18 protein-coding genes are annotated in these 19206 nt (G+C 30.5%); 9 read left to right on the top strand and 9 right to left on the bottom strand.

All coding sequences use genetic code 11. The features are described 5' to 3' along the window. The first annotated feature begins 138 nt into the window (after positions 1-138). From N524_RS0111655 to N524_RS0111630, 4 genes are all read left to right on the top strand, one after another. The gene (locus tag N524_RS0111655; RefSeq protein ID WP_029056593.1) at positions 139-657 is read left to right on the top strand and encodes a VOC family protein; all 519 of its coding nucleotides are present in this window, start codon (positions 139-141) and stop codon (positions 655-657) included. Positions 658-1216: 559 nt separating this feature from the next. After that, complete coding sequence (locus tag N524_RS0111645; protein ID WP_017637491.1) at positions 1217-1471, top strand: GlsB/YeaQ/YmgE family stress response membrane protein; 255 nt, start codon at positions 1217-1219, stop codon at positions 1469-1471. Positions 1472-2154: 683 nt separating this feature from the next. Then, positions 2155-2784 (top strand): LysE family translocator, encoded by a 630-nt coding sequence (locus tag N524_RS0111635; protein ID WP_029056592.1) that lies wholly within the window; start codon positions 2155-2157, stop codon positions 2782-2784. A gap of 22 nt (positions 2785-2806) precedes the next feature. Then, a complete protein-coding gene (locus N524_RS0111630; RefSeq protein ID WP_029056591.1) occupies positions 2807-3385 on the top strand; it encodes a histidine phosphatase family protein in 579 nt (192 codons plus the stop codon). Positions 3386-3460: 75 nt separating this feature from the next. Here the strand turns inward: N524_RS0111630 and N524_RS0111625 are convergent, their stop codons facing one another. From N524_RS0111625 to ahpC, 5 genes are all read right to left on the bottom strand, one after another. Then, positions 3461-3841 (bottom strand): hypothetical protein, encoded by a 381-nt coding sequence (locus tag N524_RS0111625; RefSeq protein ID WP_029056590.1) that lies wholly within the window; start codon positions 3839-3841, stop codon positions 3461-3463. Positions 3842-4018: 177 nt separating this feature from the next. Beyond that, positions 4019-4645 carry an NDxxF motif lipoprotein gene (locus N524_RS0111620; protein ID WP_017638451.1) on the bottom strand — a complete coding sequence of 209 codons (627 nt, stop codon included), beginning with the start codon at positions 4643-4645 and terminating at the stop codon, positions 4019-4021. A 139-nt stretch (positions 4646-4784) separates the two neighbouring features. Continuing rightward, positions 4785-6527 carry a hypothetical protein gene (locus tag N524_RS0111615; RefSeq protein WP_029056589.1) on the bottom strand — a complete coding sequence of 581 codons (1743 nt, stop codon included), beginning with the start codon at positions 6525-6527 and terminating at the stop codon, positions 4785-4787. A gap of 209 nt (positions 6528-6736) precedes the next feature. After that, positions 6737-8260, bottom strand: coding sequence for an alkyl hydroperoxide reductase subunit F (gene ahpF / locus N524_RS0111610; RefSeq protein WP_029056588.1), 1524 nt, complete (start codon positions 8258-8260; stop codon positions 6737-6739). A gap of 17 nt (positions 8261-8277) precedes the next feature. After that, complete coding sequence (ahpC, locus tag N524_RS0111605) at positions 8278-8847, bottom strand: alkyl hydroperoxide reductase subunit C (RefSeq protein WP_002451489.1); 570 nt, start codon at positions 8845-8847, stop codon at positions 8278-8280. A 494-nt stretch (positions 8848-9341) separates the two neighbouring features. On the opposite strand from ahpC, the gene N524_RS0111600 reads away from it, so the two are divergent. Further along, complete coding sequence (locus N524_RS0111600) at positions 9342-10097, top strand: NADPH-dependent oxidoreductase (protein WP_029056587.1); 756 nt, start codon at positions 9342-9344, stop codon at positions 10095-10097. A gap of 67 nt (positions 10098-10164) precedes the next feature. Here the strand turns inward: N524_RS0111600 and N524_RS0111595 are convergent, their stop codons facing one another. Continuing rightward, positions 10165-11553 (bottom strand): L-cystine transporter, encoded by a 1389-nt coding sequence (locus tag N524_RS0111595; protein WP_029056586.1) that lies wholly within the window; start codon positions 11551-11553, stop codon positions 10165-10167. A gap of 307 nt (positions 11554-11860) precedes the next feature. Here N524_RS0111595 and N524_RS0111590 point away from each other — a divergent pair, with 307 nt between their 5' ends. Genes N524_RS0111590 through N524_RS0111575 form a run of 4 tightly spaced genes read left to right on the top strand, consistent with a single transcriptional unit; the run spans position 11861 to position 16824 of the window. Further along, complete coding sequence (locus N524_RS0111590) at positions 11861-12577, top strand: D-ribitol-5-phosphate cytidylyltransferase (RefSeq protein WP_029056585.1); 717 nt, start codon at positions 11861-11863, stop codon at positions 12575-12577. Further along, the gene (locus N524_RS0111585; RefSeq protein WP_029056584.1) at positions 12570-13595 is read left to right on the top strand and encodes a zinc-binding dehydrogenase; all 1026 of its coding nucleotides are present in this window, start codon (positions 12570-12572) and stop codon (positions 13593-13595) included. Before N524_RS0111590 ends, N524_RS0111585 begins: the two co-directional genes overlap by 8 nt. A gap of 18 nt (positions 13596-13613) precedes the next feature. Then, a complete protein-coding gene (gene tarL / locus N524_RS0111580) occupies positions 13614-15302 on the top strand; it encodes a teichoic acid ribitol-phosphate polymerase TarL (RefSeq protein ID WP_029056583.1) in 1689 nt (562 codons plus the stop codon). A gap of 40 nt (positions 15303-15342) precedes the next feature. After that, the gene (locus N524_RS0111575; RefSeq protein ID WP_029056582.1) at positions 15343-16824 is read left to right on the top strand and encodes a glycosyltransferase; all 1482 of its coding nucleotides are present in this window, start codon (positions 15343-15345) and stop codon (positions 16822-16824) included. Positions 16825-16878: 54 nt separating this feature from the next. On the opposite strand, the gene N524_RS0111570 is transcribed toward N524_RS0111575, so the two are convergent. The 3 genes from N524_RS0111570 to N524_RS0111560 form a co-directional block, all read right to left on the bottom strand. After that, positions 16879-17778, bottom strand: a complete 900-nt coding sequence (locus N524_RS0111570) for a hypothetical protein (RefSeq protein WP_029056581.1) — start codon at positions 17776-17778, stop codon at positions 16879-16881. A 117-nt stretch (positions 17779-17895) separates the two neighbouring features. After that, positions 17896-18564, bottom strand: a complete 669-nt coding sequence (locus tag N524_RS0111565; RefSeq protein ID WP_029056580.1) for a hypothetical protein — start codon at positions 18562-18564, stop codon at positions 17896-17898. A 162-nt stretch (positions 18565-18726) separates the two neighbouring features. After that, on the bottom strand, positions 18727-19134 hold the full coding sequence (locus tag N524_RS0111560; protein WP_029056579.1) for a general stress protein: 408 nt from the start codon (positions 19132-19134) through the stop codon (positions 18727-18729). Positions 19135-19206 lie beyond the last annotated feature (72 nt).

Genomic DNA, 19206 nt, shown 5'->3' with positions numbered 1-19206 from the left:
ATCTTAATATTATTAAAAGTCTTATCAATGAATATGCTCCATTAAATAGGGGAAGTAAGTAGAGTAAATTAAATCGCTTGTTACAACTTGTTATTAGAAGTAACGAGTTAATAAAAAATACGGTTAGGAGTATTGTTGATGGATAATATTAAAGGTATTAATCATGTAGGTTTAACTGTTCCCAATATCGATGAAGCAACAAAATTTTTAAAAAATGCATTTGGAGCAAAAGTTGCTTATGATGGATTAACTTATGATGACGAACCTCGTAAGGGTAAAGAGGTTGAGAGAATGCTTGGTTTATCAGAAGGAGCAGAAATTATAAAGCAAAGAATGATTGTCATAGGTAATGGCGCCAATATAGAAATGTTTGAAATTCAAAATAGTGATCAAAAATCACCTTTAAGATTAGAGGATTTAGGTTTTAATCATATTTCAATTTTTGTAGAAGATATGGATGTAGCAATCAAACAAGCAGTAGAAGCAGGAGCAATACCTTTATCAGAAAAACATGATAATTCTAGATATGAAGATAGTGAAAATAGTAGTAGTGTTTATTTAAAAACTGAATGGAACTTATTGATAGAATTGCAATGTATTCCAAACGGATATTACTATCCAAATGATAGTGAAGCAGAAGTATTTATTCCTGAATAAAGTCAAATATAAATCATCAAAAAAGCTATGGTTAAGACACTTGATAATAAATGTCATAACCATAGCTTTTTCCTATTTATTCTTACTAACATGGCCAATAATATATGAAGTTAAGCTGCTACAAATAATTAATAGAATTAAAAATGTCATTAAATATATTTGTTTGCTTTCCACATGAAATCCGATTTCAAACTGACCGTGTAAATGACCTTTGATAAAGAAGTTAAGTGTAATAATAGATAGGATTAGAATAATTGAAATAGCACTCAACACATCGAAGCATATTTTAAAAAAGGATAGTTTATTTTTCTTCATATAATGCATCCTCCCATAATCATTATGTTAACAACCATCCCATTTAGTTAGTAGTTATTTATTTTTGTTAAATTAATCGCAATTAAAAATTTTAAACTAATGATTAATAAGAATCAATCAATAAATATCTATTTATTTACTGAATTTAATAAATTTTTATCCAAATTCGTTTCGAATAGTGAATATGGGGTATACACCTTAAGTAGACAATATAATAATTACATATTGAAGGGAGTGAAGATACATGTTTGGACTAATAGGAATGATCATCGTAGGTGGTCTTATCGGTTGGATTGCAGGCGCAATTCTTGGTAAAGATATCCCAGGAGGTATTTTAGGTAATGTTATTGCTGGTATCGTTGGTGCTTGGGTTGGATCAATGATTTTTGGACATTGGGGTCCAGAATTAGGTAGAATTTATATCTTCCCAGCATTACTAGGTTCAATTATTTTAATTTTTGTAGTTTCTTTAATCTTAAAAGCCTTAAGAAAAAAATAATTGAAATATAGTTATAGAGATGACCTTCGAAAATAAGGACATCTCTATTTTTGTATATCATTTTATTTTGGAATTGTAAGTATCAGTTTATCATTCTACGTATATGCTTGCTAAAATGGTCATTAGAAGTGTTAAAAGACAAGAAAGAAGGATAATATTTTGAATTCTAATTGATTGTTGTCCATAACCTTTCTTTTTAAATACATAGAATAGGTAACTCCATGACAACATAACTAGTATGCCTAATATTATAATAAGTGTTTTCATAAAAACCCTCCTCATTTATTTTGTACCCTAAAAGATAGTTAATAAATAAAGTAAATGGTTTTTAAATAATTTATAAAATGAAAATTGCAATACCACTTAAATTTTTGCATAAAAAGAGGATGACGCTGGGTAACGCCATCCAGGAGTATTATGTTCATGAATATAAAAGACTTTGTAGTTACTTAATAACTACATGTACATAGTATCATGAATTAAATTAAAATACCAATTAAAACAACTTAATTCTATTAATATTTTTTCGTTGTACACATTTAATTTTAATTAGGCAATCATATTTGAATATGTTTAATTCTATTAATTTTATATACATGAATTGTTAGTCTATTCTCAATATTTTTCGTTTTGTTGTATGTTTATGCGACTCTTGATAGGATACTATTATGGAGGGATTCATCATGGAAGGTATTGTAACGTTTATTTTAATTTCACTATTAATGATTATCGTACCGGGACCAGATTTTCTAATCGTCATGAAGAATACTGTCCATTCTGGAAAAAGAAATGGTATGTTAGCTGCATTGGGCATTACGACTGGTCATATTGTTTATGCGAGTTTAGCTATTTTCGGAATTATATACATATTAACAAGTTTATATTACGTCTTTCTATTAATTAAAATATTTGGGGCGTGTTACTTAATTTATTTAGGTATTCGTTCTATTTTGTCAGCGCGTCAGTCTATGTCTTTTAATGATCAAAAGCAAGATTTAAACAAAGTTTCATATCTTTCATCGTATAGACAAGGATTTTTAAGTACCATATTAAATCCTAAAGCATTACTTTATTACGTGAGTATACTGCCTCAATTTTTATCACAAGGAAATATACATATGACATCTCAAGTGGCGATTTTAGTCTTATCTGTAGTGTTAGTCGTATGTTGTTGGTTTTTATTTTGTGTATTCATATTCCAATATATTAAATTATTATTCAGTAATCCGAAAATTAAAGCAATTTTTGATTATGCAGTAGGTATTATTTTGATTGGTCTATCAATTAATTTATTATTAAGTAAATCAAGTTAAGCAAATTAGGGTGGGAATTAAAGTGAAAATATATTTAGTAAGACATGGTGAATCTAAATCAAATTATGATAATAAGCACGGAGAACCTTATTTCTGTGGTCAACTTAATGTGCCATTAACTGAAAAAGGAACTGAAAGTGCACAAGCATTAGTAGGTTACTTTGCGAATAAAGCGATTGATCATGTGTACGTGTCGAGTTTATTGAGAACACAGCAAACATATGAAGCAATATTTCCATACAATATTCCTACGACTTCTACAGATTTACTTAAAGAGAGATCATTAGGTGTGTTTGAAGGTAAATTTAAAAAAGAAGTATCGGAAGATCAGCATTTTTATAAATATTTTAATGACGATAATTACAAAGATTTTCGCCATAGCTTTACTCAAAAAGCACCTGAAGGAGAAAGTTATCAAGATGTTTATGATAGAGTTTCGATGTTTTTCGATACGATTGTAGATAAAAAAGCAGAAGCGATTGTTATTGTAGCGCATCAAGTTGTTATTAGATGTCTATTTGTTTATTTAGAGCAACTAACAAAAGACGAAGCATTAACTGCTAACGTTGAAAACTGTAAGCCATATTTGATTGAAATATAATAAAAAGGTGAAATGCGTGTATGATACAAACGCATTTCACTTTTTTTATAAATTAAGACAGCCGGGTGTCTTGTTTTATGAATTTTGTTTCTTCTGTTTAGGTGATCCCACAATTAAAGTAACGAACGTACTAATAATAATTAAAATAACAGAAATTGCAGCAGTAATACCGACTGAATAGTCTTCTAGGATAAATGCGACAACAGCTAATCCAGACCAAGGTACAATTGCAATAATTTGTAGAACGCTAGATATAATTCTAGTAGTAAGATGATTGAAAATACTTAAAATAAGTGCAGGTAGCGCAAATGCAACTACAGTACCAATAGCAGTCCAAAGTTCTGCAGGTTTATCTAAGCTTATTGTATGTGGGCCTGTCGGATGCTTAGCGCACATAATGATTGTAGCAACAGTTGATAAAATTGCAATAATCACAAAAATTACGCGACGTTTCATGTTCTCACTCCTATAAATATATGTTGTTTTTAAAATTTTGCTCATTTATTAGTGTGACTAAGTATTGTAATGATGTCAATGTTACGATAAATGCGTATAACCAAATAAATACAGCATACAAAAAGCTTCTACTCGATTAGTTTTCATAATGAAACTTACCGAATAGAAGCTTATTTACTATTTATCAAAAACGTCTGTCTTGATATTTTTCTTATCCAAGAATGATTTGATTTTATCTTGTTGTTTTTTATTTACATCGCCTGCATAGTTAGTTGGCACATCAACAACATTGATTGAATTTTGAGGTTGATAGTTTAATTGTTCAATCTCTTCATCGACATCAGCAATAGTACTATTTAATGCTTTGAAATATTTGATAATACGATTGGTTGGATCTTTATATTCATTTGGAATTTTATTATTATTCACGAATTTTTTGAAGTGTAAGTCGTTTTTAACAGCCAAATTAGATAGTTCACTTAAACGATCTGATTGTTTTTTAGTAATCTTTTTACTGCTATCACTTTGACGATCTAATTGGTGTTGGATAACGTACTTATTATCAAGAATATCGCTATTGACTTGTAAATATTTTTCAAGTGCTTTGTTCATTTCATCTTCACTTATTGTTGCATTCTTTTTGTTAGAAGTGAAAATATCTTTTTCTTTTAATTGCTTAGCATTTTTAGGTGCATGAGCATTACTATGTGAATCTTGATCATTGTCATCTTCACTTTTATTGGCACAAGCTGATAGTACAAGTGCAAATGATAAGATTAACGTGAGTAGGACTCTTTTCTTCATTAGGTTTGGTACTCCTTTTATTCGTACAATATTCATTGTGTTTAATTTATTATATATTATAGCGTATCACGTATCAAAAATGATTTGAATGTTTAAGCATTGATTAAATAATGAACTATGAACATTTTGTGTACGTTCATTATTTAGTGGAATTCAAGATTTCTTGAACTGTAAAACCACGTGTACTCCATAATCTTAGATGAGTCCAACCTTTTTCTATTTGTTTGCTCAATGTTTTATCCGGTACTGGTAAAATCTTATCCTCTTTAATAAGATTGTTCATCATTTCAACAGCATGTTCTTCATCGGGTGCTATTCGTAAATGAAATAGTATATACTGAACGGCTTTTTCTTTTTCAATATCATCATTTGCTTTAATGTTATTTCTAATGAATTTAATGAACTGTTTAAGTTTGGTATTGCGTTCATAATATTCATTGTTTACATATGTTAGCAGTTCATCTAAATTGTCTGGTACATAGAACTCTTTAAACGGGTCATCAATATCACTACTATTTGTTAACAAAGGAATGACAGGATGTAATAGCATATCGTTTTGAATAGTGACTAAACGACTGATATCCATATCTTTAATCTCATCTTTGATATTATTTTGAGTCATCTCTTTATTATATAGATGTTTCATCAAATAGGACACACGCTCTAAAGAAGCATAACCATACAGATTTGTGATTGCAATATAGATATTTAGAGGTGTAACGTAATGTTGTTTTTTAGGATCATTTTTAAAATGCTTCAATTGCTCTTGCACTAGATTTTGACGGATTTCTGGATCCATATAATTTTCTATGTTAACTGATTCTAATGTACTGTTATCTAACTCGTCTTTATTATCTGGATTATTTTCCTCAAATGCCTCAATGATATCATTTTCAGTAAAATTGTCTTCAGAATCTGCTAAGCTATCAAAGTCACCTAAACTATCCCAACCAGTTAAATCATCCTCAATTTCAGAGATTAATGAATGTTCTGCTAGTGATTCAAATATATTATCTTTTTGAGTGCCGATTCTTTCAATTTGGTCATCAATAACCGATTCTAAGCCACCAGTTGACTGAATATATTTATCTATAAAATCTAATGCGTCATATGGTATCGAAACGATATTATAACGTGCATTGTAGTTGAATATAAATGAATAATTGAATAACTGTGATGGTGAAGTGAGTTCTTGAACGTCATTAACTGTTGATGCGATATCTATATTGGAAGTGTAATTTTTGTCGTTTTCATATATAGATTGAAATATAAATAATGTTGAATTTGTAAATTGATTGAATACACGTTCTAACAATTCATTATTTTCAAAGAATGTATCATTGATTAATTTCACAGCATCAGCTTTTTTTAATTTTGAAGTATTTTTAAATTCGTAAAATTTTAAGATGTTTTGAATATCTTTTGCTTTTAAAGTTGTTAAATAATCTTTTAAATTAGTATGTTCTATATTGTAACGTACTTTTTCATCTAGCTTTTTAAATTCTTTTAGCAATTGCTTGTTATCATTATCTAAGTCTTTATATTCATAGAGTCCAGTAAAAACATATTCATTTACCTTATTTAAATAGATAGGGTCTATAATATATTCATCTGTAGATTCTTTATAGAAGAATCCTAATTGATCTGTTAATTTGCAAGTAGTCTTTATGTCTTCATTAACGTTAACAGTTGATGAAGCATCCTTTAACAAGTTTTCGATGTATGTTTGTTCGTCTTTTCCCATATTGTTATAAATAAGGTTCACATTGTGTGGTTGAAAAGCAATATGTAAGGTTTCGAGTGGTGAAAGTTTTCTAGGGATGTCTAAAAATGTTTGGATTTCATAAATTTTCACTTTAGTAATATGATTTAAGGTATTCATAATAGCTCCTTTAAAATATATGATGTGTGATGGATTTAGACTAGAAAACAGTTTACGTCATAATGTAAAAACCCAACGATGTTAAAAGATAAAAATTTTTCATTACTTATATCATAACATGTTTATTGAATATAATAATAAAAAAACAGAATTCCATTAAGGAATTCTGTTTTGAAGATATATTTTAATGAAATGTTTTATAGCGGGTATTAATTTCTAATAATATAATCGAATGCGTTTAGGGCAGCATTTGCGCCTGCACCCATAGAAATAATGATTTGTTTGTTTTTCTGATCAGTCACGTCACCAGCGGCAAAGATACCTGGAACGTTTGTGCTGTTATTATTATCAATAACAACTTCTCCACGACCATTTAATTCAACAGCATCTGATATCCATGCTGTGTTAGGTACTAAACCGATTTGTACAAAGATACCATCTAAATTAACCACTTGTTCTTCGCCAGTGTTCATATCTTCGTATTTAATACCAGTGACATGGTCTTCACCAATAACTTCTGTTGTTCTTGCTTTAGTTTTGATATCAACATTTGATAATGAACGTAAACGATTTTGAAGTACACTGTCAGCTTTCAATTCTTCTGAATATTCGAAGACAGTGACATGCTTAACAATTCCAGCTAAATCAATCGCTGCTTCAACACCTGAGTTACCGCCACCGATTACTGCAACGTCTTTGTTTTCAAATAAAGGACCATCACAGTGAGGGCAGAAAGCAACACCTTTGTTGAGTAAACGATCTTCGCCTGGAATATTAAGTTTACGCCAACTTGCACCTGTAGAAATGATGGCTGTTTTAGTTTCTAGTACAGCATCGTTTTCTAACGTAACGCGAATTGCACTATCTGTTTTTTCAATATTAGTAGCACGAATACCAGTCATAGTATCAATGTCGTATTGAGCAATATGGTCTGCTAAATGAGATGAAAATTCAGAACCTGTTGTTTCTTTAACAGTAATGAAGTTTTCAATACCAGCAGTATCATTAACTTGTCCACCAATGCGGTCAGCCACAATACCAGTGCGTATACCTTTACGTGCCGTATAAATTGCAGCACTACCACTTGCTGGACCGCCACCGATAACTAATACATCATAAGGGTCTTTGCCTTCGAATTCTGATGCGTCAGCAGTACTTCCTAATTGGTTAAGAATATCTTGAATTGACATACGGCCGTTACCAAACTCTTCTCCATCTAAGAAGACAGCAGGTACTGCCATGATGTTTTCAGATTCTTCACGGAATACTGCACCGTCAATCATTGTATGTGTAATGTTAGGGTTGATTACACTCATTAAGTTTAATGCTTGAACAACATCTGGACATTTTTGACAAGTTAAACTTACAAAGGTTTCAAAATGGAATGAACCTTCAAGTCCTTTAATCTGATCAATAACAGATTGTTGTTCTTTAGGTGGACGACCACTTACTTGTAAAATAGCTAATACAAGTGAGTTAAATTCGTGACCTAAAGGAATACCTGCGAAAGTAATACCAGTTTCTTCGCCTGGACGATTTACTGAGAAACTAGGTGTACGTTTCAATTCTTTTTCAGTAAGAGTGATGTGAGATGACATCTCTGTTACTTCATCTAATAATTCTTTTAATTCTTTAGATTTATCATCAGAGCCAAGGCTAGCGACGAATTCAACGTCGCCTTCCATTAGCTCAAGTAATTGTTGTAATTGTTGTTTTAAATCAGCATTAAGCATAATTAATTAATGCCTCCTTAAATTTTACCTACTAAGTCTAATCCTGGTTGTAAAGTTTCAGAACCTTCTTCCCATTTTGCAGGGCAAACTTCACCTGGATGTTGACGTACATATTGAGCAGCTTTGATTTTGTGAACTAATGTACTAGCGTCACGGCCGATTCCATCAGCATTGATTTCTGCAGCTTGTACAACACCATCAGGGTCGATAATGAATGTACCACGTTGTGCTAGACCAAGTTCTTCATCTAATACGTCGAAGTTACGAGTGATTGTTTGAGAAGGGTCACCAATCATATTGTATTGGATTTTGCTGATAGCATCTGAATGATCATGCCAAGCTTTGTGTACGAAATGAGTATCAGTAGAAACTGAGAATACATTTACGCCTAATTCTTGTAATTTGTCATATTGGTTTTGTAAGTCTTCTAATTCAGTTGGACAAACGAATGAGAAGTCTGCAGGATAGAAGCATACTACACTCCAAGAACCTTTTAAGTCTTCTTGAGATACTTCTTTGAATTCATCTTTCTTTGGATCGTAAGCTTGCGCTGTGAATGGTAAGATTTCTTTATTAATTAAAGACATAGTTAAATTCCTCCTGATTAATTGAGAATGTTTTATTAGAATTAGATAACAATCATTGTTTAATTATAATAATTCTAATCTCTTGTTTAATATTATTACATCTAGATATTAAATAGTCAACTTCATCAACTCGTACATATGAATATATACTTTTAAAATTGATGTTGTAAGTGTTTTAGCATATCTAATGAAATTATTATTTAGAATAGAGTAAGTAATTATTAATATTAATAATGATACTTTTTAATATTAAAATAATAACTTCATTCTCAACTAAATACTTATGATTGATAATATGGTGTAATTTTATTACATCATACTATACCTCGATACTAACATGTTAAATCATAACTTTCATAAAACACGATTTAATCATTGTAAGACTATCATTTTAGTGAGTGCAACTCATTTAAAATCTAATTGAAAAGGGTATACAATAATTAAAGATAAATTACGGGAATTTTATTTTTCGAATATATAGGAGTGGAACTATAATGTCAGATTATGTATATGAGTTAATGAAAAAGCATCATTCGGTGCGTCGTTTTAAAACAACACCATTAAGCCAAGAAATAGTAGAGAAATTGGTTGAAGCAGGTCAAAGCTCATCAACATCTAGTTTTTTACAAGCATATTCAATCATTGGTGTTGATGACCCTAAAATTAAAGAAGATTTGAAAGAAGTATCAGGACAACCGTATGTTGTTGAAAATGGATTTTTATTTGTATTTGTTTTAGATTATTATCGTCATAATTTAGTTAATGAAAAAGCAGAATCAAATATGGAAATTTCATTTGAATCAGCTGAAGGTTTATTAGTAGGTTCTATTGATGTTGCACTTGTTGCAGAAAACATTGCAGTCGCAGCTGAAGATATGGGATATGGTATGGTTTATTTAGGTTCATTACGTAACGATGTTGGACGAGTACGTGAGATTTTAGACTTACCTGAATATACCTTCCCTCTATTTGGAATGGCTGTTGGTGAACCAGCTGATAATGAAAATGGTGCAGCGAAACCCCGCTTACCTTTAGAGCATGTCTTCCATAGAAACAAATATAATTCAGATAAAGACAAACAAATTAGTGAACTACAAGATTATGATCAAACAATAAGTAATTATTATAAAGAACGTACCAATGGTGAAAGAAGCGAAACCTGGTCAGAACAAATTGAATCATTTATGGGAAATAAAACAAGATTAGACATGTTGAATCAATTGAATAATGCAGGATTAATTAAAAAATAATAAATACATGAACATAAAAAGGGAGAATGCCACTACAATAGGCATTCTCCCTTTTTTAATCTGAAATTTAATTCGTTGTTAATTCACCGTATTCATTAGATTCAAATGATTTTTTGTCCCAATTTTTAGTGAGTTTTGCGGTACCAGTACCGGCTAAAATAGAATCGTTGACGTTAAGTGCAGTACGACCCATGTCTATAAGCGGTTCTATAGAAATTAAAACACCGGCTAAAGCTACAGGTAAGTTTAGAGTTGATAAAACTAAGATGGAAGCGAATGTCGCACCGCCACCTACACCTGCAACACCAAATGAACTTATGATAACAACTGCTACTAATGTCACGATGAACTGTAAGTCGATATCTACATGAGCTACTGGTGCAACCATAATTGCAAGCATAGCAGGGTAGATACCCGCACATCCATTTTGTCCAATTGATAAACCGAATGTTGCTGAGAAGTTTGCGATACCTTCAGGAACACCAAGACGTGTTGTTTGTGTTTGGATATTTAATGGTAACGCTCCAGCACTTGAACGTGATGTGAAGGCAAACACTAGCACTTCGAATGTTTTCTTCATATATTTTATTGGATTAATACCAAGGATAGATAAAATGATTAAGTGAATGATATACATCGTAATTAGTGCTGCATAAGATGCAATCATAAATTTACCTAAAGTCCATATAGCAGCAAAGTCACTTGTCGCAATTGTTGATGTCATAATGGCTAAGATACCATATGGTGTCAATCTTAATACGAAAGTAACAATAGCCATGACAACTGAATAAATGGCTTCTATACCACGTTTAAGTACATCGCCATGATTAGGTTCTTTACGAGCTACACGTAAATAGGCAAATCCTACAAATGAAGCGAATATTACTACGGCAATCGTAGACGTAGTTCTTTGACCAGTAAAGTCTAAGAAAGGATTGCTTGGTAATAGTTCTAATATTTGTTGAGGTAATGTGTGTGCAGTTAAGTTTTTAGCTTCTTTTGAAATTTCACTACCACGTGAATGTTCTGCACTACCTAAATCAATTGAAGATGCATCTAAACCGAATAATAAAGCATATCCAATACCTACTAATGCAGCTATTGCAACAGTTCCGATGAGAAACATAAAAATGTAGCTACCAATTTTAGCAAATTTATCCCCAATTTGAATTTTACTAAATGCTGAAACGATTGAAATAAAGATAAGAGGCATAACAATCATTTGTAGTAATGCGACATATCCGTCACCTACGATACTAAACCAATCACTTGTAGTTTCGATTACTTTTGAGTCCACACCATAAATGAGGTGCATTGCGATACCTAAAATGATGCCTATAGCTAACGCTGTAAACACACGTTTAGGAAATGATATATGCTTTCTAGCCATGACATTTAACATGATAATAAAGGCAATAAGCACGATAACATTAACCACTGTTAAAAATGGAACCAAAATCAACACTCCCTTAACAATTCATTTTTTATAAAAGTTATGTATTAAGAATATAACTGTTATTTTTATAAATCAAGGGTATGATTGTAAATATTATAGGAATACTCAGAATTAAAAATAAAACATAAATTTGTAGATTTAGTTTTATTTATCAATATATTTTTAGTCATTATAAAAAGCCGTATTCATTATGAATCACTTCGCTAATATATAGATAGACAACTTAGTTTGTTATGTTATATATTAAATATGTTATATAATAATTTAAAAATGATATCCTTGTTACGATTAAAAGGAGAGTTGATAAATGAAATTTGCTGGAATACTTGCTGGTGGAATCGGTTCAAGAATGGGGAATGTTCCTTTACCTAAGCAATTTTTAGATTTAGATAATAAACCGATTTTAATACATACAATTGAGAAATTCATTTTGTTAAACGAATTTGAAAAAATCATCATTGCTACACCGTCAAAATGGCTATCTCATACGATTGATACATTGAAAAAATATAATATTTCAGATTCAAGAATTGATGTCATTGCAGGCGGTAAAGATAGAAATGAAACGATTATGAATATTGTTGAACATATTGAAAAATATAAACCTATAGAAGAAGACGATATTATAGTCACTCACGATGCTGTGAGGCCTTTTTTAACATATCGAATAATCAAAGAAAATATTGACGGAGCTATTAAATATGGTGCTGTAGACACTGTTATTGAAGCTATTGATACTATTGTCGTTGCTAAAAATCAAGACAGTGTCACTTCTATTCCAATAAGAAGTCATATGTACCAAGGACAGACCCCGCAGTCTTTTAAAATCAAATTATTGAAAGAAAGTTACAACCGATTAAATGAGAAGCAAAAAGAAGTATTGACGGATGCTTGCAAAATTATCGTTGAAAATAATCAGACAGTCAAACTAGTTAGAGGAGAAACATTCAATATTAAAGTAACGACGCCATATGACTTACAAGTAGCTAACGCTATTATCAAAGGTGACATCCATCATGATTAATCAAATTTATCGCCTTACTTCTCCAAGACAATTTGAAGTTTCATACGATAGTGTCGATATTTTTAGTGATTATGTTATAGTTCGTCCTCAATATTTATCCATTTGCGCTGCAGATCAACGATATTATACAGGTAATAGAGATAAACAAACGTTAAAAAAGAAGTTGCCTATGTCTTTAATTCATGAAGGAGTAGGTGAAGTTGTATTCGATAGTAAAGGTATCTTTAAAATAGGTACTAAAGTAGTCATGGTTCCCAATACACCAATAGAAAATAGCGAATTCATTTTAGAAAACTATTTACCAACCAGTCAATTTAAATCGAGTGGCTATGATGGATTTATGCAAGATTTCAATTTATTAAAACATGATAGAGTTGTACCTCTGCCAGAAGGTAGCGACTTAAGTATATTGTCATACACGGAATTAGTTACTTTTAGTTTGCATGCGATTGATCGTTTTGAACAAAAGGCAACTAGTCATAAATCGTCGTTTGGCGTATGGGGAGATGGCAATTTAGGTTATATTACCGCACTTCTACTTAGAAAATTATATCCAAAAGCCCAAATATATGTTTTTGGAAAAACAGATTATAAATTAAGTCATTTTTCTTTCGTAAATGGCGTATACCACATAGATAATATAACCGATGATTTAGACATAGATCATGGGTTTGAATGTGTTGGAGGTAAAGGTAGCCAAGATGCAATCAACCAAATCATTAATTTAATTAGACCAGAAGGAAGTATTTCTTTATTAGGTGTTAGTGAAATGCCAGTTGAAATCAATACTAGACTTATTTTAGAAAAAGGACTGACAGTGATAGGTAGTAGTCGAAGTGGTGCTGAAGACTTTAAAAATGTAGTTAATCTTTATGAAAAACACCCTGACATTATTGACAAGTTAGCATTATTAAAAGGCGAAGAGTTTGAAATTCGTACTATTAATGATGTTATCAATGCTTTTGAATCAGATTTATCTAATTCATGGGGAAAAACAGTTTTGAAATGGATTATGTAATACGAAAGGATGCTCATATTGATCAAGACAAAACTATATATAGATAATATTTATTGGGAAAGAGTGCAGTTATTTATAGAAGGACATGTAGATAATTTAAATATTGAAAATAGTGAGTTTGTTTTAAGAAACTTAACAGAAACAAAAGAATTAAAAGCTAATCAAGTTGAAATTAATGAAAATAGATTTATTTGTCGATTTAATGTGGCTATTCTTGATAATGGTTATTATTTATCTTCAGGACAGTACCTACTAGTTAATAAACAACAAGAAGAACATATTGCTACTATGAATCAAGAAGTCATTAATCAATTTTATGAACAACTTGATGAGACAGAGTTAGCCTTGTATGAAGCTCTGGAAACTTCAAACGCAAAAGTGAACTTTTTACTTGAAAGGTTAATGAAAGAATTCCATAAAGGTGGGAACTCTAGTACCACTGTTTATACAGTTAAACCTGAAATTTCAAGTGAAGTAAACGAACTTGTATTAAATGTAATGTATAAGGTGCCTAGAAAGAGAAATAGTATGTTAATAGAGATGTATAAAGAGATGAGACTTAAATATAGAAGTTATGCATATAACATTCGAGATAGTATCTTCAAATCAATATTTTATGTTACTAAGTTTTTCCATCTTCGAAAGGGTAAAACAGTATTATTTACTTCGGATTCAAGGTCAAATATGTCTGGTAACTTCAAATTCATATATGATGAAATGATTAAAGTTAATTTAGACCAAAAATACGATATTCATGCTTTATTCAAACCCCATATTACAGAAAGAAGAAAGTTTATAGATAAATTTAAATTCCCATATTTATTAGGAAAAGCAGATTATATTTTCGTTGATGATTATCACCCTATGCTTTATAAAGTTAAATTTCGCAAGTCACAAGAGATTATACAAGTTTGGCACGCAGTTGGGGCCTTTAAGACAGTAGGGTTTAGTAGAACAGGAAAAAAGGGTGGGCCATTCTTTAATTCTCTTAATCATAGAAACTATACTAAAGCATATGTTTCTTCGGAAAATGATATTCCGTATTACGCAGAAGCATTTGGAATAAAAGAACAAAATGTAATACCTACTGGAGTACCTAGAACAGATATCTTATTTGATGAAGAATATAAAACTAAAATTATTAATAAAATGGAAACAGTAATACCTAATATTAAAGGAAAAAAAGTGATATTATTTGCACCAACATTTCGAGGAAGCGGACATCATACTGCACACTATCCGTTCTTTAAAATTGATTTCCAAAGGTTGGCTAAATATTGCGAAGATAACAATGCCATAGTTTTATTTAAAATGCATCCATTTGTTAAAAATAAATTGAAAATTCCGAATAAATTTAAAAAGTATTTCTTGGATATATCTGAATTAAGAGAAGTAAATGACTTGTTATTTATTACGGATATTTTGATTAGTGATTACTCTTCATTAATATATGAATTTGCAGTATTTAAAAAACCGATGTTATTTTATGCATTTGATTTAGAAGATTATATTACGACACGAGATTTTTATGAAAGTTATGAAACGTTTGTACCTGGTAAAATAGTGCAAACATTTGAAGCGTTAATGGATTCGCTTAATAATGAAGACTTTGATCAATATAAAGTAGAACCTTTTTTAAATAAACATTTTAAATATCAAGATGGCAGGTCAAGTGAACGATTGGTTAGACATTTATTTGGTAGTTAGAAGTGAAGTGCATTAAGCAATGACAGCAAGGAGGTCATCAATGAAGCAAGCATATATGATAGTGCATGAGTTAGATGTTAATAAAGGCGGCATGACAACAGCTATGCTTACTAGAAGTAAGTACTTCTTAGATCATAAAATCAAAGGACATATTGTCACTTTTGATTATAAAATACATTATGATAGTATTCTCAAAAGTTTAGTATCTTCAAATAAAATGGATAAAAGAACGGAAATGTTTAATCCATTTATCTATTTTAAAAAGAAATCTAACAAATTAATAAGAAAGAAAAATAGTCATCCATATAAAGAATTAGCAAAAATGTTAAAAGGTACTGTGGAGATAAAACAAAATAAAAATATATCAAGATTTTTCAATAATAAAAGTGGTGAATACATAGCTTATAAACGAAAGATAAATCGCCAACAAAGCGTTATCGATGTATTTGAAAATAATACACGATTAAAACGAGTATATTTATGTAATAACAAAATACATAAAGTTGATGTATTTAATAAAGATAATAAACTTGTTGCTGAACAATTTTATGATAACCAAACTTATCTATATTTATATAGACAGATCAGTGCTAAAAATGGTGTGATTGGCAATACTTATTTAATTAATGAGAAAAAGCAGTTTAGTAATAATGTTGAATTTTGTAGTTATTTTTTAGACAGGCTAGTTAAAGATGATAAAAATAGTATTATGATTTGTGATGGTCCAGGTAGCTTTCCTAAAATGTTAAATACTAACCATAAAAAGGCCAAAAAATTCTCGGTTATTCACACTAACCATCATAAAAACTTTGATAATAGCGGTGCTAAAAAGAAACATGAAGATTATATATTGAAAAAAGCAGGTTTGATAGACGGTGTCATTGTATTAACAGAAGGACAAAAGAAAGACATTATTACAGAATATGACATCAAAAACTTATATGTGATTAGTAACTTTATAGATATTCAAAAGGATGATTTAAATAATAAACACCATAAGGTTGTAGGACAAGTCTCTTGGTTAGTAGCAACAAAGGGTCTAAATTATCTATTGGAAGTCGCTGAAAAAGTAATATCAAAAGATAATAGCATAGAATTTCATATATATGGGGATGGACCAGAAAAAGGTAATTTGGAACGAATGATCAAGGAAAAACAGTTACAGCATAATGTTAAGTTGCTTGGTTATACAAATGAACCTTTGAAGAAGATTAAAAAATTTGGTTGTGTTGTTTCAACTTCTCAAGTGGAATCTCAAGGTTTGAGTATTGCCGAGGCAATGTTACAAAGAAAACCGGTAGTAGCTTTTGATATTAAATATGGTCCATCTGATTTTATAAAAGACGGTGAGAATGGATATTTGATTGAAAATAAAGATATTGAAAGTATGGCTGAAAAAGTTTTAGAAATTATTAATAATAAAGATTTAGCGAATCGACTTGGTGAAAACGCAAGAAATAATGTTGTAGGATTATTTAGCCCTGAAAAGATAATGAATCAAGGGCTTAATATTTTTAAATAAAATTAAAAAAGTGTTAGGACAATTACAACTTTGTCCTAACACTTTTCTTTTTTATTATAAGTTAAATAATCTAGCGAAAAATCCTTTTTTCTCTTCTTTAGGCTCTTGATGAGCTAGAGGAGAAGATTGTGATTCAACATGGTCTTTATTAGTATTAGATACTTCAGATGTAGATGTTGAATGAGATGTAGATTTTGCTTGAGTTGATTGTTCTGAAGTACTTAATGATGTACTTTCTTTTTTATTATCAACACTATTAGAAGTGCTCAAGCTGTCAGTAGTTGTTGACACTGATGTAGATGCAATCGTTTTATTTTGCTCTGAATTATTTTCACTTGAGGAAAGTGACGTTGATTGTGATGATGAAGTACTTTGGCTTGAAGTACTATTCACAACATCATTATTGCTTTGTTTTGATTCAGAAGCAATAGCTTGTTGCTCATCTAACTTTTTAGTATGAGATTGTTGTGTTGATTGTATTGCATCTTGTGTAGTTTGAATCGCTTTTAATGATTCAGTGTTAGCATCTATTTTAGAAGTAATTTGGCTTTGCAGTTCTTTCAATTCTTGTTGTTGATGATGAACTTGACTAATCATTTGGCCTAACATTTGACGTTCTTCACGCATTTTTTGAATTTCACTACGTAAGTCTTCTACCAATTGTGAAATATTTTGATCAGTTGGTAATTGACTATTATCTTCTTTTACTAAGACTTGAAGGAAATCTTTTTCCTTTTCTAATTCTTCAAATGCTAAATCATAGCTATTAGTTTGCTTTACTTTATCAGCAATATCTTTAAATAATTCGATATCTTCTTCTTTAAAATCAGTTGCTTCACGTCCACGATATTCAGTCTTACTAAGTTGATAGCCACGTTCTTCTAAATGTTGGACGATTTTACGGACTTGTTTTTCACTTAGCTCGACGCGTTGTGCGAATTCTTTAGTTAACATTAATAAAGTCCTTTCATATTATGGTTTATGTATACTGACGGTTGTCTACGGTTAGTGAAACCTCAGTCTTACCTCATATGATAGTTTACCGTTATTTATAGTTAATTTCAAGTTTTGTTACAGAGGGCTTCTTAATTTCATTTGCTCAAGTAATGGATATATTATATCTCTTGAAATACGGTTGGCGAAGACATATTTAAGAATGTAGTTAGACTTAACACTTGTGCCATAAATATCTTTTGATAAAAGAATGTTAGCTTTGATAAACAAGTCAATTTCTTTGGGATCTTCATCATTAGTATAATTTGGATGAATATAATCAATTTCGGTTTGTTTTTCGAATTGATGTTCATATAAAAATTGTCTGCGACGCTCAAGTACTTTATTTGTTTCTTCGTCAGTTGTTAGAGGTTCTCTTGGAACTTCCATCATTATAAAATTGATATCTCTATCATGAATGTCGTTAGATAGAACATTTAGTTGTTCTTCAATTTTTTCTAATGTCTTAGACATGACCTCATCATGGTTATCTTTGTTCTTAGTGATGAGATAAATGAGGAAAGCAGAATTTGTTGTTGCTTCGTAATGTGCACTAGCCATACTAACAACTTCATCATTTTCAACACCAACAATAAATGCATAATCTTTTTCAGTCTTATTATTTTCAAGTGATTGTTTGAAAATATGACTGTCTTCTGTGAGGCTGATGTCTAATTTTGAATCGTAAATTTGTAATGCTTCGTTGAAATATGGGTCGTTAGCAGACGTTATCGTTTTAAATACCATTATGACACCCCCGAAAATATATTTTGTAAATTATATCATAACTTTGTACCTGGTACGGAAAGATGAATGTGTATGAAAATATTTATAAAAAAACACTATAACTGTAACGACATTGCGTATCAGTTATAGTGCCATGCTTAGCATTGTTTTAACATTAGCAAATTATGATTTTGGTCCTTTTGATTCAGAAGCATAATGTGTAATGTCAATTTCTTCATATGCTGCATTATGTTCTTCAACTTCATTATGAGAAGAACGGTCACGATTAGCAATAACTAAAAATTTACCGTCCAAAATGTCTTGTTTATGACTTTCGATTTCGTCATCACTTAGATTATATCTTGTAAGCACAGCTTGTTCGCCGTCTTCACCAATAAGTAATCTAGACATACGGTCACTAAATGAACCGCTTGTAGCAATTAAACTAATTTGAGAATCGTGTAAATCATCTAAATGTAATTTTGAACGACTAATAACTGCTAATTCGCTTTCTAAATAGCCTTCAGATTTCTTTTGGTTAATCACGTTGTATAATTCTGATTGATTTTCTACTACTGTAATTTCTGCCATGATTATCGCCCCTTATTTTTTCTCTTAGTTCAAATTCTATACCCTTGCCCTATAATTATAAAACTTTTGTTT

It is taken from the genome of Staphylococcus sp. URHA0057 (assembly GCF_000620265.1).
In the GTDB taxonomy this organism is placed as follows: domain Bacteria; phylum Bacillota; class Bacilli; order Staphylococcales; family Staphylococcaceae; genus Staphylococcus; species Staphylococcus pasteuri.
Note: the sequence above shows the minus strand (reverse complement) of the source record. Positions and strands in the feature narration are given on the sequence as shown.